Origin of the sequence: Streptomyces daghestanicus (assembly GCF_020521275.1) — a bacterium.
GTDB lineage: Bacteria > Actinomycetota > Actinomycetes > Streptomycetales > Streptomycetaceae > Streptomyces > Streptomyces griseoviridis.
In genome coordinates this window covers 100,966-120,542 of record NZ_BNDX01000002.1, presented here as the reverse complement: position 1 = coordinate 120,542, position 19,577 = coordinate 100,966, and the positions used below count along the sequence as shown (strand labels likewise).

General features: G+C 73.8%; 19 protein-coding genes. 10 read left to right on the top strand and 9 right to left on the bottom strand.

What is annotated here, in order from left to right:
* Nucleotides 1-51: 51 nt before the first annotated feature.
* Nucleotides 52-1,149, bottom strand: a complete 1,098-nt coding sequence (locus tag Sdagh_RS00665) for an amidohydrolase family protein (protein WP_190011526.1) — start codon at nt 1,147-1,149, stop codon at nt 52-54.
* 14 nt (nt 1,150-1,163) lie between these two features.
* Nucleotides 1,164-1,643: a hypothetical protein gene (locus tag Sdagh_RS00660; protein WP_190078026.1), complete on the bottom strand. Its 480-nt coding sequence runs from the start codon at nt 1,641-1,643 to the stop codon at nt 1,164-1,166.
* Between the two features lie 182 nt (nt 1,644-1,825).
* Here Sdagh_RS00660 and Sdagh_RS00655 point away from each other — a divergent pair, with 182 nt between their 5' ends.
* The 5 genes from Sdagh_RS00655 to thpD all read left to right on the top strand — a co-directional run bounded on the left by Sdagh_RS00655 (nt 1,826) and on the right by thpD (nt 6,502).
* A complete protein-coding gene (locus Sdagh_RS00655) occupies nt 1,826-2,929 on the top strand; it encodes a pyridoxal-phosphate-dependent aminotransferase family protein (protein ID WP_190078025.1) in 1,104 nt (367 codons plus the stop codon).
* A gap of 339 nt (nt 2,930-3,268) precedes the next feature.
* Nucleotides 3,269-3,781, top strand: a complete 513-nt coding sequence (ectA, locus tag Sdagh_RS00650; RefSeq protein WP_190011528.1) for a diaminobutyrate acetyltransferase — start codon at nt 3,269-3,271, stop codon at nt 3,779-3,781.
* 68 nt (nt 3,782-3,849) lie between these two features.
* A complete protein-coding gene (gene ectB / locus Sdagh_RS00645; protein ID WP_189421708.1) occupies nt 3,850-5,121 on the top strand; it encodes a diaminobutyrate--2-oxoglutarate transaminase in 1,272 nt (423 codons plus the stop codon).
* Nucleotides 5,122-5,197: 76 nt separating this feature from the next.
* A complete protein-coding gene (locus tag Sdagh_RS00640) occupies nt 5,198-5,596 on the top strand; it encodes an ectoine synthase (protein ID WP_189421707.1) in 399 nt (132 codons plus the stop codon).
* Between the two features lie 6 nt (nt 5,597-5,602).
* The gene (thpD, locus tag Sdagh_RS00635) at nt 5,603-6,502 is read left to right on the top strand and encodes an ectoine hydroxylase (protein WP_189421706.1); all 900 of its coding nucleotides are present in this window, start codon (nt 5,603-5,605) and stop codon (nt 6,500-6,502) included.
* Between the two features lie 78 nt (nt 6,503-6,580).
* Here the strand turns inward: thpD and Sdagh_RS00630 are convergent, their stop codons facing one another.
* The 3 genes from Sdagh_RS00630 to Sdagh_RS00620 form a co-directional block, all read right to left on the bottom strand.
* Nucleotides 6,581-7,624, bottom strand: coding sequence for an aminotransferase class V-fold PLP-dependent enzyme (locus Sdagh_RS00630; protein WP_189421705.1), 1,044 nt, complete (start codon nt 7,622-7,624; stop codon nt 6,581-6,583).
* Between the two features lie 49 nt (nt 7,625-7,673).
* Entirely contained in the window at nt 7,674-8,384 is a 711-nt protein-coding gene (locus Sdagh_RS00625) for a DsbA family oxidoreductase (RefSeq protein WP_189421704.1), read from the bottom strand.
* Nucleotides 8,385-8,478: 94 nt separating this feature from the next.
* Nucleotides 8,479-10,008 (bottom strand): aldehyde dehydrogenase (NADP(+)), encoded by a 1,530-nt coding sequence (locus tag Sdagh_RS00620; RefSeq protein WP_190078024.1) that lies wholly within the window; start codon nt 10,006-10,008, stop codon nt 8,479-8,481.
* Between the two features lie 103 nt (nt 10,009-10,111).
* Here Sdagh_RS00620 and Sdagh_RS00615 point away from each other — a divergent pair, with 103 nt between their 5' ends.
* The 5 genes from Sdagh_RS00615 to Sdagh_RS00595 all read left to right on the top strand — a co-directional run bounded on the left by Sdagh_RS00615 (nt 10,112) and on the right by Sdagh_RS00595 (nt 15,121).
* Nucleotides 10,112-10,885, top strand: a complete 774-nt coding sequence (locus Sdagh_RS00615) for an IclR family transcriptional regulator (protein WP_189421702.1) — start codon at nt 10,112-10,114, stop codon at nt 10,883-10,885.
* Nucleotides 10,886-10,978: 93 nt separating this feature from the next.
* A complete protein-coding gene (locus tag Sdagh_RS00610; protein WP_190078023.1) occupies nt 10,979-12,436 on the top strand; it encodes a peptidoglycan D,D-transpeptidase FtsI family protein in 1,458 nt (485 codons plus the stop codon).
* Nucleotides 12,437-12,749: 313 nt separating this feature from the next.
* Nucleotides 12,750-13,310: a SigE family RNA polymerase sigma factor gene (locus tag Sdagh_RS00605; RefSeq protein WP_189421700.1), complete on the top strand. Its 561-nt coding sequence runs from the start codon at nt 12,750-12,752 to the stop codon at nt 13,308-13,310.
* 40 nt (nt 13,311-13,350) lie between these two features.
* Nucleotides 13,351-14,199 carry a hypothetical protein gene (locus Sdagh_RS00600; RefSeq protein ID WP_190078022.1) on the top strand — a complete coding sequence of 283 codons (849 nt, stop codon included), beginning with the start codon at nt 13,351-13,353 and terminating at the stop codon, nt 14,197-14,199.
* Between the two features lie 91 nt (nt 14,200-14,290).
* Nucleotides 14,291-15,121, top strand: a complete 831-nt coding sequence (locus tag Sdagh_RS00595; RefSeq protein WP_189421698.1) for a pectate lyase — start codon at nt 14,291-14,293, stop codon at nt 15,119-15,121.
* Nucleotides 15,122-15,176: 55 nt separating this feature from the next.
* Here the strand turns inward: Sdagh_RS00595 and Sdagh_RS00590 are convergent, their stop codons facing one another.
* The 4 genes from Sdagh_RS00590 to Sdagh_RS00575 form a co-directional block, all read right to left on the bottom strand.
* A complete protein-coding gene (locus tag Sdagh_RS00590) occupies nt 15,177-16,256 on the bottom strand; it encodes a dienelactone hydrolase family protein (RefSeq protein ID WP_190078021.1) in 1,080 nt (359 codons plus the stop codon).
* On the bottom strand, nt 16,243-17,358 hold the full coding sequence (locus Sdagh_RS00585; RefSeq protein WP_189421696.1) for a pectinesterase family protein: 1,116 nt from the start codon (nt 17,356-17,358) through the stop codon (nt 16,243-16,245). Before Sdagh_RS00585 ends, Sdagh_RS00590 begins: the two co-directional genes overlap by 14 nt.
* Nucleotides 17,359-17,425: 67 nt before the next feature.
* Nucleotides 17,426-18,751 (bottom strand): pectate lyase family protein, encoded by a 1,326-nt coding sequence (locus Sdagh_RS00580; RefSeq protein WP_189421695.1) that lies wholly within the window; start codon nt 18,749-18,751, stop codon nt 17,426-17,428.
* A gap of 28 nt (nt 18,752-18,779) precedes the next feature.
* The gene (locus Sdagh_RS00575) at nt 18,780-19,571 is read right to left on the bottom strand and encodes a rhamnogalacturonan acetylesterase (protein ID WP_190078020.1); all 792 of its coding nucleotides are present in this window, start codon (nt 19,569-19,571) and stop codon (nt 18,780-18,782) included.
* Nucleotides 19,572-19,577 lie beyond the last annotated feature (6 nt).

Genomic DNA, 19,577 nt, shown 5'->3' with positions numbered 1-19,577 from the left:
CCGGCCCGGCCGGGCGCCGGCCCGGTGGTGCCGGCCGGGCTCCCCGGCGGGTCAGCCCACCACGCGCCCGTTCAGCACCACCCGGGCCGGTGCGGCCAGCACGCGGACGTCGGTGCGCGGGTCCCGTTCGTACACGACCAGGTCGGCCGCCGCGCCCTCCTCCAGGCCGGGACGGCCGAGCCAGGCGCGGGCGGCCCAGGTGGCCGCCGACAGGGCGCGCAGGGGCGGGAGTCCGGCGGTGACGAGTTCCGCGACCTCGGCCGCGGCCAGGCCGTGCGGCAGGGTGCCGCCCGCGTCCGTGCCGACGAAGACCGGGACGCCGGCGTCGTAGGCGTCGCGGACGGTGTCGTAGCGGCGGGCGTGGAGCCGGCGGATGTGGGCGGACCAGCGGGGGAACTTGGCCTCGCCGCCGGCCGCCAGGTCGGGGAAGGTGGCGATGTTGACCAGGGTGGGGACGATCGCGACGCCCCGCTCGGCGAAGAGCGGGACCAGGTCGGCGGTGAGACCGGTGGCGTGTTCGACGCAGTCGATGCCCGCTTCCACCAGGTCGCGCAGGGAGTCCTCGGCGAAGCAGTGGGCGGTGACGCGGGCGCCGAGCCGGTGGGCCTCGGCGATGGCCGCCTCGGCCGCCTCCCGGGGCCAGCAGGCGGCCAGGTCCCCGAGGTCGCGGTCGATCCAGTCGCCGACCAGCTTGACCCAGCCGTCGCCGCGCCGGGCCTCCTGGGCGACGTAGGCGGGCAGTTCGCCGGGCTCGATCTCCCAGGCGTAGTCGCGGATGTAGCGGCGGGTGCGGGCGATGTGCCGGCCGGCCCGGATGATCTTCGGGAGGTCCTCGCGGGCGTCGGTCCAGCGGGTGTCGGAGGGCGAGCCGGCGTCGCGCAGCAGCAGCGCGCCGGCGTCCCGGTCGGCCAGCGCCTGCCGCTCCGCGACGTCGTCGGGGACCGCCCCGTGCCGGTCCAGGCCGACGTGGCAGTGCGCGTCGACCAGGCCGGGCAGCGCCCAGCCCTCGACGGTACGGACGTCCCGGGCGCCGGCCGGGCGGTCGTACGAGATCCGGCCGTCGATCACCCACAGTTCGTCGCGGACGTCGTCGTCCTCCGGTCCGACGAGCACCCGGCCCGTCACGTGCAGCACCGCGCCATCGCTCATGCCCCGCAGCCTAATCAGGTGCGGACACGGGCCGTTCGCCCGGTGGCGTACCCGGCGGTGACCGCGCTGGCGGCGCAGGCCAGGGCGAGGACGGCGGCGCCGGAGGTGACGTATCCGGGGACGGCGTCGGACGGGTAGCCGTCGCCGTCGGGGGTCTCGCAGCGGAAGCGGAGGGGGAGGTAGGACACCGAGTAGCCGGTGACCCGTTCCGCGCGCTCCGGGTGGGCGGCCGCGCGGCACGGGCGCAGCGGCGCCGAGCCGGTGCCGCCGTCCTCCGCCGCCAGCACCGCGAAGGCCAGGTGCAGCAGTCCCCACAGGTACAGGAGGACGGCCGCCGCGCCGGTCCACCATGCGAGGGTGCGGAGCCCGGCGGCGGGCGGCCGGGGCGGAGCGGCGGGGGCGGGCTCCGGCGGCCGGGGGCGGCGGCGGGCCGCGCGGCCGAGGACGACGCCCGTCACCGCCGCGACGAGGACGAGCAGCAGGACGGCGTACACGGGGCGAGTCAATCAGCCCGGTGATCAGCGCCGCTGTGGCGGAAGCCACGATTCCGGGCGTGACCATGTCGCAACGGAGGGGCTCCGGCGCGAGTGGGGGAACGCCCCGCGGTTACTCTCGACCCGTACGCCCGCGTACATCCGCCCGTGAGCAGTGCCGTATGCAGTGAAGAGAGCCCGCCGTGACACATCCGTTCCTGGACCTTCCCCCGCTGGGCGCCGCCCGTTTCGCCGCGATCGAGGACCGGGTGGCGCGGCTGCTCGGCACCGCGCACGACGTGGTGATCACGCAGGGCGAGGCGCTGCTGCCGCTGGAGGGCGCGATCCGCGGGACGGCCGGGCCGGGCACCGTGGCGCTGAACGTGATCACGGGACCGTACGGACAGACCTTCGGCGACTGGCTGCGGGACTGCGGCGCGACCGTGCACGACCTCGCGGTGCCGTTCGACGAGGCGGTGACGGCGGAGCGGGTGCGGGAGGCGTTCGCCGAGCACCCGGAGATCGGTTTCGTGTCGCTGGTGCACGCCGAGGCGGCGACCGGGAACACCAACCCGGTGGCGGAGATCGGCGAGGTGGTGAAGGCGCACGGCGCGCTGTTCTACCTGGACGCGGTGGCGTCCGTGGGCGCCGAGCCGGTGCTGCCGGACGCCTGGGGCGTGGATCTGTGCGTGATCGGGGCGCAGAAGGCGCTGGGCGGTCCGGCCGGGGTGTCGGCGGTCTCGGTGAGCGAGCGGGCGTGGGCGCGGATGGCCGCGAACCCGGCGGCGCCGCGCCGGTCGTACCTGTCGCTCCTCGACTGGAAGGAGCGCTGGATCGACGGCGGGCGCAGGGTGCTGCCGCACGCTCCGGCGCAGTTGGAGATGCTCGGCCTGGAGGCGTGCCTGGAGCGGCTGGAGGAGGCCGGGCCGCGAAAGGTGATGGCACGGCACGCCTCGGCGGCGGCGGCCACCCGGGCGGGGGCGCTCGCCCTCGGCGGCGGTCTGGAGCCGTACGTACGCGCGGCGCGGGACGCGGCGCCGGTCGCCACGACGCTGCGGGCGCCGGCCGGTCTGGACGCCTCGGAGCTGGTGGCGCGGGCGCTGGCGACCGACCCGGCGCTGCCGCTGGCCGCGGGCGGGGGCGCGCTGGCCAAGGAGATGATCCGGATCAACCACTACGGGCCGGCCGCGACCCGCGGGGTCGTGCGCGGCGCGCTGGCGGCGCTGGGGACCGCGCTGGCCGAGAAGGGCCGCGCGATCGACCCGGAAGGCGCCCGACGGGCCGCCGAGGACGCGTGGACCGCATAACGGAACCTGAATTCGGGGTTTCTTCGAAAAGACCGGCACGCACAATTCAATAATTCTTTCCAGGGCAGCTTCCCTTTCTCTTCTGCCCGGTTTCCCCAAGGCTAAACGCCTGGATTTCAACACCGTCGAAGCGTGCATTTCGGACTCGTCTCGTCCGGGTTACGCGATTGTGACCCGTTACACAAGCAGACCGATTTGCCCCTTATGTACCGGGCAAATCCCCCCAAAGCGCCGACGGCTCGCGCGGCCCCACGCGCTCGCGTGATAACACACGGCACGCCCATCCGTAACCCCACCCGGCGATGCATTTTCGAATTCGGCTGGGTAAGTTCAATTTGCATGACTGCCGCACAAGCAGACCTCCAGATCGACCGTCCGAGCGTGGCGGACGGAGCCGCGCTGTGGCGGATAGCGAGGGATTCGAAGGTCCTGGACCTGAACTCCTCCTACGCTTATCTGCTCTGGTGCCGGGACTTCGCCGCCACCTCGGCCGTCGCCCGCGACGCGAGCGGCGCGGCGGTCGGTTTCGTGACCGGCTATGTGCGGCCGGACCGGCCCGGCACCCTGCTCATCTGGCAGGTGGCGGTGGACGACGCGTACCGCGGCCGCGGACTGGCCGCGGCGCTGCTCGACGGTCTGGTCGCGCGCACCGTGACCGAGCGGGCGGTGACCACGCTGGAGACGACCATCAGCCCGGACAACCTTCCCTCCCAGCGGCTGTTCACCTCGTTCGCGGAGCGCCACGGCGCCCCGCTGGAGCGCGAGACGCTGTTCGACGCCGGACTGTTCCCCGACGGACCGCACGAACCCGAGGTCCTGTACCGCATCGGCCCCCTGTCCGCCCCCCGCTGACACCGGACCCCCCACCAGACTTCGACTTCCCTCACCTCTTCCCTCACCGCATCGAGGAGCGATTCGTCGTGACCATCACCCAGCCCGACCTGAGTGTCTTCGAGACCCTGGAGTCCGAGGTGCGCAGCTACTGCCGCGGCTGGCCCACCGTCTTCGACCGCGCGCACGGCAGCCGGATGTACGACGAGGACGGCCACGAGTACCTCGACTTCTTCGCCGGCGCCGGCTCGCTCAACTACGGGCACAACAACCCCGTGCTGAAACGGGCCCTGATCGACTACCTGGAACGGGACGGCGTCACCCACGGGCTCGACATGTCGACCACCGCCAAACGACGGTTCCTGGAGACGTTCCAGAACCTGGTGCTGCGCCCCCGTGACCTGCCGTACAAGGTCATGTTCCCGGGCCCGACGGGCACCAACGCGGTGGAGGCCGCGCTGAAGCTGGCCCGCAAGGTCAAGGGCCGCGAGGCCATCGTCTCCTTCACCAACGCCTTCCACGGCATGTCGCTGGGCTCGCTCGCGGTGACCGGCAACGCCTTCAAACGGGCCGGCGCCGGCATCCCGCTGGTGCACGGCACCCCGATGCCGTTCGACAACTACTTCGACGGCACGGTCGAGGACTTCCTGTGGTTCGAGCGGCTCCTGGAGGACCAGGGCTCCGGCCTCAACAAGCCCGCCGCGGTGATCGTGGAGACCGTGCAGGGCGAGGGCGGCATCAACGTGGCGCGGGCCGAGTGGCTGCGCGCCCTGGCCGACCTGTGCGCGCGCCAGGACATGCTGCTGATCGTCGACGACATCCAGATGGGCTGCGGCCGCACCGGCGCCTTCTTCTCCTTCGAGGAGGCCGGCATCACCCCGGACATCGTGACCGTCTCCAAGTCCATCAGCGGTTACGGCCTGCCGATGTCGCTCTGCCTGTTCAAGCCGGAACTGGACGTCTGGGAGCCGGGCGAGCACAACGGCACCTTCCGCGGCAACAACCCCGCCTTCGTCACCGCGACCGCCGCCCTGGAGACCTACTGGGCGGACGGCTCCGCCATGGAGAAGCAGACCCGCGCCCGCGGCGAGCTGGTCGAGCAGCACCTGATCTCCATCACCGAGGAGAACCTCGCCGACATCAAGGAGTACCGGGGCCGCGGCCTGGTGTGGGGCCTGGAGTTCCACGACAAGGCACGCGCCGGCAAGGTCGCCGGGCGCGCCTTCGAGCTGGGCCTGCTGATCGAGACGTCCGGGCCGGAGAGCGAGGTCGTCAAGCTGCTCCCGGCCCTCACCCTGACCCCCGACGAGCTGGAGGAGGGCATGAAGCTCCTCGCCCGCGCCGTCCGCGAGACCGTCTGACCGGCCGCGTCCCCCCGGGGCGCCGCCCGTCGGGCCCGGCAAGAGAGAACCCTCACCGAGGAGGCATCGCCACACCGTGATCGTCCGTTCGTTCGACGAGTTCAAAGGCACCGACCGGCACGTCAAGTCCGCGTCCGGCACCTGGGAGAGCACGCGCATCGTCCTCGCCAAGGAGGGCGTCGGCTTCTCCGTGCACGAGACGATCCTCTACGCGGGTACGTCGACCGACATGTGGTACGCCAACCACATCGAGGCCGTCGTCTGCACCAAGGGCGACGCCGAGCTGACCGACCGCGAGACCGGGAAGACGTACCACATCACGCCCGGCACCATGTACCTCCTGAACGGCCACGAGCGGCACACGCTCAAGGTCAAGGAGGACTTCCACTGCATCTGCGTGTTCAACCCGCCCGTGACCGGACGGGAGGACCACGACGAGAACGGCACGTACCCGCTGCTCACCGAGGAGGTGTGAGGAACCGTGACCGCGACGACCACCACCGTCACCGATCTCTACCCCACCCGGGGCGCCACCGAGGTGTCCACCCCCCGGCAGGACCCGGTCGTCTGGGGCGCGCCCGACGCGCCCGGGCCGTTCGGGCCGGGTGACCTCCAGTCCTTCGAGCGCGACGGCTTCTTCGCCATCGACCAGCTCCTCACGCCGGACGAGGTCGCCGTCTACCGGGAGGAACTGGACCGCCTCGTCGGCAGCCCGGAGATCCGCGCCGACGAACGCTCCATCGTCGAGCCGCAGTCCAAGGAGATCCGGTCCGTCTTCGAGGTGCACCGGATCAGCGAGGTCTTCGCGCGGCTGGTGCGCGACGAGCGGGTCGTGGGCCGCGCCCGGCAGATCCTCGGCTCGGACGTCTACGTCCACCAGTCGCGGATCAACGTCAAGCCGGGGTTCGGCGCCAGCGGCTTCTACTGGCACTCGGACTTCGAGACCTGGCACGCCGAGGACGGCCTGCCGCGCATGCGCACGGTGTCGGTGTCGATCGCGCTGACCGAGAACCACGACACCAACGGCGGGCTCATGATCATGCCGGGGTCGCACAAGACGTTCCTCGGGTGCGCCGGCGAGACGCCGAAGGACAACTACAAGAAGTCGCTCCAGATGCAGGACGCGGGCACCCCCTCCGACGAGGCGCTGACCGCGATGGCCTCCGAGCACGGCATCAAGCTGTTCACCGGCAAGGCCGGTTCGGCCACCTGGTTCGACTGCAACGCCATGCACGGCTCGGGCGACAACATCACCCCGTTCCCGCGCAGCAACGTCTTCATCGTGTTCAACAGCGTGGAGAACACGGCGGTGGAGCCGTTCGCGGCGCCGGTACGGCGGCCCGAGTTCATCGGCGCCCGGGACTTCACGCCGGTGCGGTGAACCGCCGCTGACCGTCCTTCGGACCGGTGCCTCCCCCGTCCGGTACGGGAGGCACCGGCCCGCCGTCCGTCCCGGCCTCTACAGAGCGTCCAGCAGCCGGTCGACGTCGGCGTCCGTGTTGTACACGTGGAACGCGGCGCGCAGGTTCCCCGCCCGGTCGGAGACCTCGATCCCGGCCCGGCTCAGCCCGGCCTGCCGGTGGCCGAGGCCGGGCACCGACACGATCGCCGAGCCCGGTGCCGGCACCGGTGCGTGCCCCAGCCGGGCCAGCCCGGCCCGGAACCGGTCGGCGAGCGCGAGGTCATGGGCGTGCACGGCGCCCACCCCCAGCTCCTCGACCAGGGCCAGGGAGTGCCGGGCGGCGGTGTAGGGCAGCAGGGCCGGGCTCTCGTCGAACCGCCGGGCGGAGCGGGCCAGTTCCCGCACCGGGCCGTAGGTGCTCCGCCAGGGGTGCTCGCCCGCGGCCCACCCGGCGAACAGCGGCGGCAGCCCGCCCAGGTCCTCCGGGACGACGAGGAAGGCGACGCCGCGCGGGCAGAGCACCCACTTGTAGGCGACGACGGCGACGTAGTCCGCGTCACCGGCGGCCAGCGGCAGCCAGCCGGCCGACTGGGAGGCGTCCAGGAAGAGCCGCGCGCCGTGCGCACGGGCGGCGGCGCGCAGCGCGGGCAGGTCCACGAGGCGGCCGTCGGCGGACTGGACGGCGCTGACGGCGACGAGGGCGGTGTCCGGGCCGACCGACTCGGCGATCCGCTCCAGCGGTACGGCGCGCACCTTCAGGTCGTCGCGCATGTGGAAGGGGTTGACCAGGGAGGCGAAGTCGTCCTCGGCGGTGAGGACCTCGGCGCCCGCGGGCAGCGAGGCGGCGACCAGGCCGCTGTAGACGGCGACGGACGCCCCGGCGGCGACCCGGCCGGCCGGCACCCCGGCGATCCGGGCGAAGGCGGCGCGGGCCGCCTCCACGTCGGCGAACAGGTCCACCGGCCGCCCGTCCGCCATGTCCGCGACCGCGTCCCGGATCGCGGCGACGGACCGGGCGGGCAGCAGCCCCAGGGTGGCGGTGTTCAGGTAGACGGTCTTCGGCTGGAACTCGGCACGGACGAGACGCTCGAAGGTCTGCATGCCTCTCACTGTGCGGCCCCGGCGGTCCCCCCGTCCACCAGGCCGTCCGTCAGGCCCCGGGCACCGCGCAGCCGTCGGGACCGCAGGCGTCGCCGTCGCCCTGGACCATGGCGAGCGGGGTCCGCGCCTGCCAGGCCCGGTCGAGTGCCCGCGCGAAGACCTCGACGGGCTGGGCGCCGGAGACGCCGTAGGCCCGGTCGAGGACGAAGAACGGCACACCCCGCGCCCCGAGCCGCGCGGCCTCCCGCTCGTCGGCCCGTACGTCCTCGGCGTGGGCGGCGGGGTCGGCGAGCACCGCGCGGGCGCCCTCGGCGTCGAGGCCGACGGCGACGGCCAGCTCGACCAGCCGCTCGTCGTCGGCGAAGACGGACCGCTCCTCGGCGAAGTTGGCGCGGTAGAACGCGTCGAGGAGCGCCTCCCGCTTCCCCGCCGCCTCGGCGAAGTGCAGCAGCCGGTGCATGTCGAAGGTGGAGCCGTGGTCCCGGCCGCGCGTGCGGTACGGCAGTCCCTCGGCGGCGGCCTGCGCGCCGAGGTTGTCCTCCCCCGCCTGCGCCTGGGCCTCGCTCATGCCGTACTTGGCGGTGAGCATGCCGAGCACCGGCTCCACGTCGTCCTTGCCGCGCCCCGGGTCCAGCTCGAACGACCGGTGCACCACCTCGACCCCGTCCCGGTGCGGGAACTCCCCGAGGGCCTTCTCGAACCGGGCCTTGCCGACGTAGCACCAGGGGCAGGCGATGTCCGACCAGATCTCTACACGCATGCCCGCGGCAACTTCGCGGCGCCGGGTGGTATTCCCGCTCCCCCCGGGCGCGGGGCCGCGGCGATGTGCGGCCCCGCGGGCCGGCCGGCGGGTCCTACCGCTCCAGGACCCCGTTGAACCGCCGGGGCAGCCCCAGCTCGTTCGCGTCCCGCAGCTCCACCGGCAGCAGCGCCTCCGGCGTGTTCTGGTACACGACCGGCCGCAGCCACCGCTCGATCGCCGTGCCGCCCACCGAGGTGGACGTCGACGTCGTCGCCGGGTAGGGCCCGCCGTGGTGCTGGGCCGGCGCCACCGCGACCCCCGTCGGCCACGCGTTGACCAGCACGCGCCCCGCCAGCGGCGTCAGCTCCCGGAGGATCTCCGCGCCCCGTCCCTCGCCGGCGGCCTCGCCGGAGGACAGGTGGACCGTCGCCGTCAGGTTGCCCGGCAGCCGGGAGAGCACGGCCTCGACCTCGCCCTGGTCCTCGTAGCGGACCACGACCGTGACCGGGCCGAAGCATTCCTCCAGGAGGAGGTCGTACTCCCCTTCCCGCGCCAGCCGGCTCGCCGGCACGGTGAGGAAGCCGGGGCTGACGGTGTGCTCGCCGCCGGCGCCCGGGGTCACCGGGGAGTCGACGTCGGGCAGCGCGGCCCGCTCGGCGACCCCGGCGATGAAGTTGTCCCGCATGCGGTGGTCGAGCAGGACCCCGGCGGCGGTGTCGCTGACGGCCTCGGTGAGCGACTTGACGAGCTGGTCGCCGGCCGCGCCGGAGGGCGCGAGGACCAGGCCGGGCTTGACGCAGAACTGCCCGACGCCCATCGTCATCGACCCGGCCAGCCCGGTGCCGATCGCCTCGGGGCGCTCGGCCGCGGCGGCCTCGGTGACCACCACCGGGTTCAGGGAGCCCAGCTCGCCGTGGAAGGGGATCGGCACGGGGCGGGCCGCCGCCGCGTCGAACAGGGCGCGTCCGCCGCGCACCGAGCCGGTGAAGCCGGCCGCCGCGATCAGCGGGTGCTTGATCAGCTCGATACCGGCCTCGAAGCCGTGCACCAGGCCGAGGACGCCCGCGGGGATGTCGTGCCGGGCGGCGGCCCGCCGCAGCACCGAGGCGACCAGCTCGGACAGGGCCGGGTGGTCGGGGTGGGCCTTGACCACGACCGGGCAGCCGGCCGCGAGCGCGCTCGCGGTGTCGCCGCCGGGGACGGAGAAGGCGAAGGGGAAGTTGGAGGCCGAGTAGACGGCGACCACGCCGAGCGGCACCTTGTAGCGGCGCAGGTCGGGGATGGGCGGCGTCGCGGTGTCGTCGGGGTGGTCGATGACGACGCCGAGGAACTCGCCCTCGTCGACGATCTTCGCGAAGGCGCGCAACTGATAGCAGGTGCGGGCGAGTTCGCCGCCCAGCCGGACCGGGCTGAGGGCCGTCTCGGCGTCGGCGACCTCTACGAGCGAGTCCTTGGCGGCCTCCAGCTCGTCGGCGGCGGTGCGCAGGAAGGCGGCGCGGACGGCGCGGTCGGCCAGCGCCGCGCGGACGTCGTGCGCGGCGCGGACGGCGGCGTCCACCTCCTGGGCCGTCGCCTCCACCGCGACCTGTTCACGCTGCTTCCCGGTACGGGGGTCGACACTCCAGACTGGTGCTGCTGCCACCGCGGGTCCCTCCAGATCTAGGGACGTTCGATATACTGAACGCTGTCTCCATTGATGAATACGCTGCGAGACTATTTCCCGTCCGACGAAGGGGTCAAGGCCGATGCCGACAGGCGAGACAGGCGGCGGAGCGCAGGTCAAGTCCGCCGTGCGGACCGTCGAACTGCTGGAGTACTTCGCCGGGCGCCCCGGCATGCACTCCCTCGCCTCCGTCCAGGAGGCCGTCGGGTATCCCAAGTCGAGTCTGTACATGCTGCTGCGCACGCTGGTCGACCTCGGCTGGGTGGAGACGGACGCCACCGGCACGCGGTACGGCATCGGGGTGCGGGCACTGCTGGTCGGCACCTCCTACATCGACGGCGACGAGGTGGTCGCGGCGGCCCGGCCGACCCTGGACCGGCTGAGCGACGACACCACCGAGACCATCCACCTGGCCCGCCTCGACGGCACCAACGTGGTCTACCTCGCCACCCGCCAGTCCCAGCACTACCTGCGCCCCTTCACCCGCGTCGGCCGCCGGCTGCCCGCCCACTCCACCTCGCTGGGCAAGGCGTTGCTGAGCACGTACACCGACGAGCAGGTCCGCAAGATGCTTCCCGAGACGCTGCCGGCGCTGACCGAGCACACCCTCACCGACCGGGAGGAGCTCATCGAGGAGCTGCGCCAGATCCGGGAGCAGGGCTTCGCGGTGGACCGCGAGGAGAACACGCTGGGGCTGCGCTGCTTCGGCGTGGCGGTCCCCTACCGCACCCCCGCGCGGGACGCGATCAGCTGCTCGGTGCCGGTGGCGCGGCTCACCCCGGCGCACGAGCAACTGGTCAAGGACGCGCTCTTCGACGCCCGCGACCGCCTGCTGCTGGCCACCCGGAGACTGTGACCCGGGTGCGGGCGCCGGGGCGTTCATGAGACGAAGATGAGAAAACGGGCGGGAGGGAACGTTTCCCTCCCGCCCCTCGTCGTCCTGGGCGGGATGAACAAGACGATCAGGCGCGCTTCGGTCTTCACGCTGCTCCTGGTGCTCGCCCTGCTGGTGCGGGCGACCTGGGTGCAGTTCTACGAGGGCCAGGCACTAGCGGACGACCAGCACAACCGGCGCAACGCGATCCAGACGTACGCGGAGCCGCTGGGCAACATCGTCGTGGCCGGCGAGGCGGTCACCGGCTCGGCCCGGACGGAGGGCAGCGACCTCGCCTACAAGCGCACGTACCCGGACGGCCCGCTGTACGCGGCGGTGACGGGCTACGCCTCGCAGGCGTACGCGCCGACCCAGCTGGAGGGGATCTACGAGGATCTCCTCAACGGCACCGACCCGCGGCTGGACACGGTGGTGGACACCGTCACCGGCAAGCGGGCCGACCCGGGGAACGTGATCACGACGATCGACCCGGCCGTGCAGAAGGCCGGGTACGAGGCGCTGGGCGACACCAAGGGCGCCGCCGTGGCGATGGACCCGAGGACGGGCCGCATCCTCGGCGTGGTCTCCACGCCGTCGTACGACCCGTCCTCGCTGACCGACGCCGACACGGCCGGGGCCGCGTGGAAGAAGCTGAACGCGGACGCGGACAAGCCGCTGACCAACCGCGCGCTGCGCCAGCCGCTGCCGCCGGGCTCGACGTTCAAGCTGGTGGTGGCGTCGGCCGCGCTGGAGGACGGGCTGTACACGTCGGTGGACGAGAGGACCGACAGCCCCGACCCGTACACCCTGCCGGGCACGGTCACGCCGCTGACCAACGAGAACCCCTCCGCGCCCTGCGAGAACGCCTCGATCCGGGTCGCCCTCCAGTACTCCTGCAACAACGTCTTCGGCAAGATGGCCGTCGACCTGGGCCAGGACAAGGTGCGGGCGATGGCGGAGAAGTACGGCTTCAACGACGACGAGCAGGACGTGCCGGTCCGGGCGTACACCAGCGTGTACCCGAAGGACATGGACAAGGCGCAGACGGGCCTGTCGGGCATCGGGCAGTTCGACGTGACGGCGACGCCGCTGCAGATGGCGATGGTCTCCGCCGCCATCGCCAACGGCGGCGAGCTGGTCTCCCCGCACATGGTGGCGCAGACCACCGACAGCGGCGGTGACGTGCTGGAGGACTACGACGAGAACGCGGGCACCGAGCGGATCATCAGCGCGGACACCGCGGCGCAGCTCCGGTCGGCGATGCGGACGGTGGTCGAGGACGGCACCGGTTCCAACGCGCGGATCGACGGCGCGACGGTGGGCGGCAAGACGGGCACCGCGCAGCACGGCGAGAACAACAGCAAGACGCCGTACGCCTGGTTCACCTCGTACGCGAAGTCGGACTCGACGGGCGAGGAGGTCGCCGTCGCCGTGATGGTCGAGCAGTCCGACGCGGCCCGCTCCGAGGTCAGCGGCAACGGGCTGGCGGCACCGGTGGCCAAGGCGATGATGGAGGCGGCGCTGGCCGGGTGAGCGGCCCCGGCCGGGCGGGAGGGCGTCGGGGGCCGGTTCGGCTCGTTCCGGGGATCTCGCAGACGTCCTCGGCGAGCCCCGCCGCCCGCGCCGGTCCGCCTGGTCACCGCCCTGGAAGACGGCGGACGGCGGCGGCCCGGCCGCACCTGGACACCCGCCCGTGCCCCATCTCCCGGTCGGCACCGCCTGGTTCGACCCGCCATACGGCGTTCGACTAACCGTACAAATGTCCGGGGAACGCTGGTACAGTGCCGCACCCCGCCCGGTGCGCGGTCGTCCGACGCCGGGAAGCCGCCGCGAGGAGGGACCGTCCGTGGGCACAGTCGTCGACGACGACGCCTCCGTGGAGTTCCATGACTTCTTCGAGCGCCACTACGCCGAACTCTCCCGGCTGGCCCGTCTGCTGACGGGTGAGCCGGACATCGCCGACGACCTGGCGGCGGACGCGCTGCTGGCGCTCTGGCACCGCTGGGACCGGGTGCGCGCCGCCGACCGGCCCGTGGCCTACGCCCGCGGGGTCGTCGCCAACCTGGCCCGGACCCGGGCGCGCAGCGCGGTGCGGGAGCGCCGGCGCGTCGCCCTGTTCTGGTCGCAGCGCGAGGAACGCGCCGAGAACCCGGACGTGGCCGGGGTCGTCGACGTCCAGGAGGCGCTGCGGGCGCTGCCGTTCCGCAAGCGGGCCTGTGTGGTGCTGCGGCACGCCTTCGACCTGTCGGAGAAGGACACCGCGCTCGCGCTGGGCGTCTCGGTGGGTACGGTGAAGAGCCAGACCTCCAAGGCGATGGCCGAACTCCAGCGGAGGCTGGGCACGGAACGGGCCGCGCCGAGGATGCGCGCGGCCGCGGGGGCGACGCCCCGGCCGGGACGGGTGTAGACGTGGGGCCAGGCACCGGCACGGCCGGGGAAGGGGACCGGTGACGGTGCGGCGGGACGGGCATGAGGAGGTGCGGGCCCGGCTGCGGGAGGCGGCCGGGGCGCACGAGCCCGACCGGGCGCGGATGCTGGCCCGGGTGGAGCGCGGCATGGCCGGGTCCGCCGGGCGTGGGGCCGCGCGACCCCCCGTGCGTGGCTGGGTGCGGGTGGCGGGGGCCACCGCGGCGGTGGCCGGCGTCCTCGCGGCGGGCGGCTGCACGGTCGCCGCCGTGCTCCGCGACCCGGGCCCCGCGCACCGCACGGTCGCGGTCCCGCCGGCACCGATGCCGGCCGCGACACCGGCACCGACCGCCTCCGCGCCCGCGTCACCGGCGGCGGCACCGACCGGGGGCGGCACGGCCGGCCCGCCCCCCTCCGCGAGCCCCACCCCCGCCGCGCCCGTCTCCCCCACCGGCTCCGCCCGGCCGCCCGCCGCCGGCCGGGTCGAGGACGGTCCGCTGTGGTCGGACGGCTCGGTCGACCCGCACAGCAACGCGTTCTGGGCGCAGAGCAACGTGACGCTGAAGACGGCCGAACCGCTGACCGCCCTCACCGTCCGGCTGCGGATCGCCCGCACCCCCGGGGTCACCTCGACCGGCGCCTGGCGGTCGCTGCCCGAGGACGACTTCGCCCTGTCCGTGGACGTCCGCGACGGCTTCCTCGAATACACCTGGACGCTCGAGGAGGGCCGCACGGTGCCGGCGGGCACCTGGGTGTTCGCCGGGCAGTACGACCACGCGCGCGGCGGCCGGGACGCGGGGGACGACAGCTACGCGGCGACCGCCGCCACGGGCACCGGCAGCCTGTCGGTGGCGGGCGACTTCGCGCCCCGCGCCGACGGCACGGACTGACCGGGCCGGCGCGGGCGGCAACCCGGCGCGGTCCGGCGGCGACCAGGAGAGGCAAGGACCAGGAACACCTTCCCTCACGCAAGGATCTGTCATGACCGTACGAGTCGCACAGCGCGCCGGCCACCGCCGCCGGACCTCCCGCCGCCGGGCGGTGCTCGCCGGCGCCGCCGCGTTCGGCCTCACCGGCGCCGCGATCGTCACCACCTCGATGCTCTCCACCGCCGGTGCCGCCACGGCCTGGCCCACCCCCAGCGGCAAGCAGGCCGTCTCCGCCACCATCAAGGTGTCGGGCACCTACGACGGCGCGCTGAAGAACTTCTACGGCACCGGCGGCCTCGGCGGCGACGGCCAGGAGGAGGGCCAGGACCCGCTCTTCGAACTGGCCGACGGCGCGGTGCTGAAGAACGTCGTCATCGGCTCCCCGGCCGCCGACGGCGTCCACTGCAAGGGCTCCTGCACGCTCCAGAACGTGTGGTGGACCGATGTCGGCGAGGACGCCGCCACCTTCAAGGGCACGTCGTCCTCGGCGACGTACAAGGTGACCGGGGGCGGCGCGAAGAAGGCCGACGACAAGGTGCTCCAGTTCAACGGCGCCGGGAAGCTCACCGTGACCGGGTTCCAGGTCGAGGACTTCGGCAAGCTGGTCCGCTCCTGCGGCAACTGCTCCACGCAGTACAAGCGGACGATCGTGCTGAGCGACCTCGACGTCACGGCGCCCGGCAAGGCGCTCGCCGGCATCAACACCAACTACGGCGACACCGCGACCCTGTCGGGCATCCGCGTCCACGGCGACGACGACCGGGACATCGAACCCTGCGTCCGCTACACCGGCAACGACGACGGCGACGAGCCCACGAAGACGGGCTCCGGCCCGGACGGCACGTACTGCCGGTACAGCGCCTCGGACATCAGCCACGACTGAGCCGGGACGTCCCCGGTCCGCCGCCCGGTGACGGCGGCGGACCGGGGGCGGGCGGTCACAGCACCGAGTCCAGCCAGGCGAAGACGTCGTCCTGCACGGGAGCGGTGAACTCGTGGGCGGTGTCCGGGCGCAGCTCGGTGCGCAGCCGGTCCCCGGCGCCGCACGACTCCCAGACGGCCCGCAGCTTGGCGTACGCCACCGACACCCCTTCCGGGGTGAACAGCGGGTCCCGGGCGCCGGTGAGGAAGTACATCGGCCGGGGCGCGGCGATGCCCGCCACGTCGGGGAGGTCGAGGTACCGGGAGAGGCCGGGGTGGAGCGTGTAGTACGCGGACTGCCCGCGCAGCGCGTTGCCGCCGGGCGCCAGCATCTCCTTGAGGCCGGTCGTCCAGGCCACGCAGACGGCGGCGGCGACGTCCTCGGTGAGGGCGGCGGTCTGCCAGGCCCGGTAGCCGCCCAGGGAGAAGCCGAGGGCGGCCACCCGCCGGGCGTCGACGCGGTCCAGGCCGGCCAGGAACCCGGCGGCGCGGACGTCCTCGCGGGCCATCAGCCCGGCGAGGGAGGAGCCCAGGTGGAAGAGGTGGGCGGCCAGGGCCTGCTGCCGCTCGTAGCCGACGGGACCGCGGTCGCCCCAGCCGAGGGCGTCCAGGCAGAGCACCGCGTAACCGCGCCGGGCGAGTTCGTCGCCGGGGAACCGGCCGCTGAAGTGCCGCCGCGCCCACTCCTCGGCGGAGGCGAGCCGGGCCGGGCCCCCGTCCCAGGGGCGGACGCACTTCTCCCGGCCGATGTCGAACCGCCCGCCGTGGTCGTGCAGGAGCAGCACCGCCGGGAAGGGGCCGGTGCCGTGCGGGGTGAGCAGGCTGCCGCGGACCCGGGTGTGACGGGTGAGGGAGAGGGCCACCGTCTGCCGCCGGTAACCCTCGCCCTCGGGCCCGTCGGTGAACTCCGGCGCGTACGGGACGCCCTGCTGGTCGTCGACGAGGAGGTGGTCCTCGACCGTCCGCCGCGCGGCGCGCCGCCAGGCCGCGAAGTCCCGCTCGGGCGCGGTGCCCCAGGCGAGCGGGAAGCGCAGCTCGTCCAGGAGCGCCCGGTGCAGGTCCGCGCCGGCGGGCGGCTCCGGCTCAGGGCCGGGCATACGGCCGCCAGTCGCCCAGGTGGGCGGCGCGGGTGTGGACGGCGGCCTCGGCGCGGGTGAGCTGGGGCCGGTTCGCCGGGACGGTGACGGCGGCGCCGGGGCCGGTGTTGCGGTACTCCCGGAAGCGCTGCTCCTGCCACGGGTGGGCGTCGCGCATGTTCGCGTACGGGGCGACCGCGTCGAGGCCGGCGCCGAGGCGGGTCCCGCGGACGGTGAGCATGGGGCGGGCGGTGGGGTCGGAACTGGGCACCCAGGGGCGGGCCAGCTTGTAGAAGCCGTCGGGGGCCTCGCTGCTGATCCGGCTGTCCGTGACGAGGTAGCCGCGCGGGTTGGCGGCCGCCGTGGACGGCGCGAAGACGAAGCCGTACGGCGGGGCCGCGAGGTCGGTGCGGACCAGGGTGCGGAAGTGGCAGTGGTCGTAGACGGCGGTCGCCCGGCCGAAGACGAAGTCGACGTCGCCCTCGGCGTAGCAGTGGGCGTAGTACTGGCGGGCGAGGTGGGTCAGGTCGCGGGTGTCGGCGTACAGGGTGTCCTGGTGGCCGAGGAAGCGGCAGTGGTGGAAGGCGCAGCGGTCGCCCTGCACCTTGATCGCCACGGCCTGGGTGCCGGTGTACTCGGGGTGGTCGGCGCGCAGCCAGTCGTTGGCGAAGGTGATCCGGTGGGCGGTGAACCCGTCGGCGGCGACCGTGGTGGTGGCCGAGCCGCTGGTGCCGTGGGTGCCGGAGCCGTCGGGCCGGGGGGTGCCGGCCGCGTTGTCGTACACGATGACGGTGGCGCGGGGGTCCTCGGCGGCGCCGATCCAGGTGGTGCCGGTGCGGGTGCTGTCGAGGGTGACCGTCTCCCGGTAGGTGCCGGGGGCGAGGACGAGCGTCCAGCCGGGGCCGGTGGCGGCGGTGACGGCGGCCTGCACGGAGGTGAAGTCGCCGCGGCCGTGCGGGTCGACGTAGAGCGTGGCGGGGGTGCGGCGGGCGCGCGGGGAGCCGTACCGGCCGAAGGGGCGGCTGACGGCGGTGGCGGGGCTCGCGGCGAGGCCGAGGGCGGCGCCGGCGGCGGCGGTCGCCAGCAGGAGGCTTCTGCGGGAGGGGGCGGCGGGTCGGGACATGCGGGTGCTCCTTGGAGGTGGCTGCGGGCGGGGAGGCCGGGCGTACGGCCGCCCCGCCCGCGGGGGATCAGCGCAGGCGGCCCGCGCCGGCGCCGCGGCCGACCAGGCCGGGGACGGCCCTGGCGGGGTCGACCTCGGTGCGCAGGGTGGGCGTCCAGCCGGCGCCCGGCCGGAGGGTCTCGGCCGGGATCTCCGCGTTGTGCACGGCGATCAGGTCGACCGCGCGTCCGTTGACCCGGTTGTGCGCGGCGGTGACCGGCGCCTCGCTCCACTTCTTCAGCACCTTCGCGGCGCTGACGCCGTCCGGCAGCGTGAACGCGTTGTACTCGGCGACCAGCGCGGACTCCTTGCCGACGCCGAAGCTGTAGGCGTAGTCGTCGTTCGCCACGAAGTGGTTGTCGTAGACGTCGACCTGCCCGAAGCGGACCCGGGGCGCGCGCTCCACCAGGTTCTCGAACAGGTTGTGGTGGAAGGTCGCCCTCAGGTGGCCCCGGTCGCCGGCGGCCGTGGACTCGCTGTCGCTGTTGCCGATCAGGATCGTCTTGTCGTGGTCGCTGAAGACGTTCCAGGAGGCGGTCACGTGGTCCGCGCCGCGCACGATGTCGAGCTGCCCGTCGTGCTGCTGGTACAGCATGCCGAAGTAGGTGGGCGCGGCGCTGTCGGGGTGCTCGCCGTCGGTGAAGGTGTTGTGGTCCAGCCAGACGTGCGTGGAGCCGTACACCACGGCGCTGTCGTACTCGCTGTTCCAGTTGCCGGTGGCGCCGTCCGTCGGGTCCCACTGCGGGAAGCAGTCGACGGGGCTCTCGAAGGCGAGGTTGCGGACGATGACGTTGTCCACGCCCTTGATCTGGAGGCTGGCGCCCTTGAATCCGGCGTTCCGGCCGACGCCGATGATGGTGGTGTTGGCGGGGACGTTCGCCTTGACGGCCTGGTCCTGCCGGGCGGCGGAGGCGCGCCGCAGCCCCTCGGGACTGTCGTCGGGCTCGGCGCTCAGGTCGGTGTCGTGGCCCCAGGTCGCCGGGTCGTACGCGGCGAGGTAGGCGTCGAAGTCGTAGCCGGGCACGGCGAACGCGTCGCAGCCGTCGGCGACGGCGTCGACGGTGCCCTTGACCTTGATGATGCGGGGTGCGGTGCCGGGCACCGCCAGGGCCGCCTTGAACCCGGCCCAGGTGGTGACGGTGTACACCCGTGCCGCGTCGGCGGCGGCACCCCCGGTGGTGCCGGTGCCGTGGGCGGCCCAGCCGTCGTTCGCGGGCAGCGTCTGCCGGGCGGGGTCCCGGTGCCCCGGGTGCGCCTGGGCGCCCGCGGCCGTCAGTCCCACGACCAGCGCGGCGCAGCCGGCCAGCGCGGCGCCCTTTCTCATGGCATGCGCATGCCATCTCGATGTCTGCATGGTGCGGCTCTCCTTGAGGAACTCGGGGTCAGGCGGCGGGCCAGGTGATCCAGGACGCGGGGATCTCCGCGTCCAGGCGGCGTGTGTCCCGGGGGGCGAGCACCCGGGCGCGGATCAGCTCGCGCGCCACGAGCCGGGCCACCTCGATCGCGCCCGGCGGGTTGAAGTGGGTGTTGTCCTGTTCGGTGGACGTCCAGTTGAAGTACGCCTTCGTGCCCTCGGCGCCGATCCGCTGCCACAGCGCCAGCGACAGCGCCTGCGCGTCCAGCAGCGCCACGCCCTCCTCGGCGGCGAGCGCCCGCATGGCCGCCGGGTACTCGCCATGGCTCGGCTGCGCGGTGCCGGCCGCGTCGAACCGGCGCCGCTCGACGGGCGTCGCCAGCACCGGCCGCACGCCGCGGGCCCGCGCGCCGTCGACGTACCGCCGCAGGTACTGCTGGTACGTCGTCCAGGGCTCGGTGTACCGGAGCGGGTCCTCGCTCTTCTCGTCGTTGTGCGCGAACTGGACGACCAGGACGTCACCGGGCCGGACGGCCTCCAGAAGGGTGTCGAGCCGCCCCTCGTCGACGAAGCTCTTGGAACTGCGCCCGTTCACGGCGTGGTTGGCGACGGCGAGGCCCTCGCGGAGGAAGAACGGCAGCGCCATGCCCCACCCGGTCTCGGGCGCGGCGTCGGCGTACTTCTGCGCGGCGGTGGAGTCCCCGGCGACGAAGACGGTCCGCCGCCGGTTCCGGGAGGCGTGCGCGGTGCCGGTGCCGGCGAGCACCAGGGGGACGGAGGCGACGGCGGCTCGGGTGATCTGTCTACGGCTGAGAGACACGCGGGT

Coding starts and splice junctions, on each gene's coding strand:
- Sdagh_RS00585 (WP_189421696.1), bottom strand. CDS start 17,358: ATGTCCCGACCCGCCGCCCCCTCCCGCAGAAGCCTCCTGCTGGCGACC.
- Sdagh_RS00580 (WP_189421695.1), bottom strand. CDS start 18,751: ATGCAGACATCGAGATGGCATGCGCATGCCATGAGAAAGGGCGCCGCG.
- Sdagh_RS00630 (WP_189421705.1), bottom strand. CDS start 7,624: ATGCAGACCTTCGAGCGTCTCGTCCGTGCCGAGTTCCAGCCGAAGACC.
- Sdagh_RS00625 (WP_189421704.1), bottom strand. CDS start 8,384: ATGCGTGTAGAGATCTGGTCGGACATCGCCTGCCCCTGGTGCTACGTC.
- Sdagh_RS00610 (WP_190078023.1), top strand. CDS start 10,979: ATGAACAAGACGATCAGGCGCGCTTCGGTCTTCACGCTGCTCCTGGTG.
- Sdagh_RS00595 (WP_189421698.1), top strand. CDS start 14,291: ATGACCGTACGAGTCGCACAGCGCGCCGGCCACCGCCGCCGGACCTCC.
- Sdagh_RS00590 (WP_190078021.1), bottom strand. CDS start 16,256: ATGCCCGGCCCTGAGCCGGAGCCGCCCGCCGGCGCGGACCTGCACCGG.
- Sdagh_RS00615 (WP_189421702.1), top strand. CDS start 10,112: ATGCCGACAGGCGAGACAGGCGGCGGAGCGCAGGTCAAGTCCGCCGTG.
- ectA (WP_190011528.1), top strand. CDS start 3,269: ATGACTGCCGCACAAGCAGACCTCCAGATCGACCGTCCGAGCGTGGCG.
- Sdagh_RS00665 (WP_190011526.1), bottom strand. CDS start 1,149: ATGAGCGATGGCGCGGTGCTGCACGTGACGGGCCGGGTGCTCGTCGGA.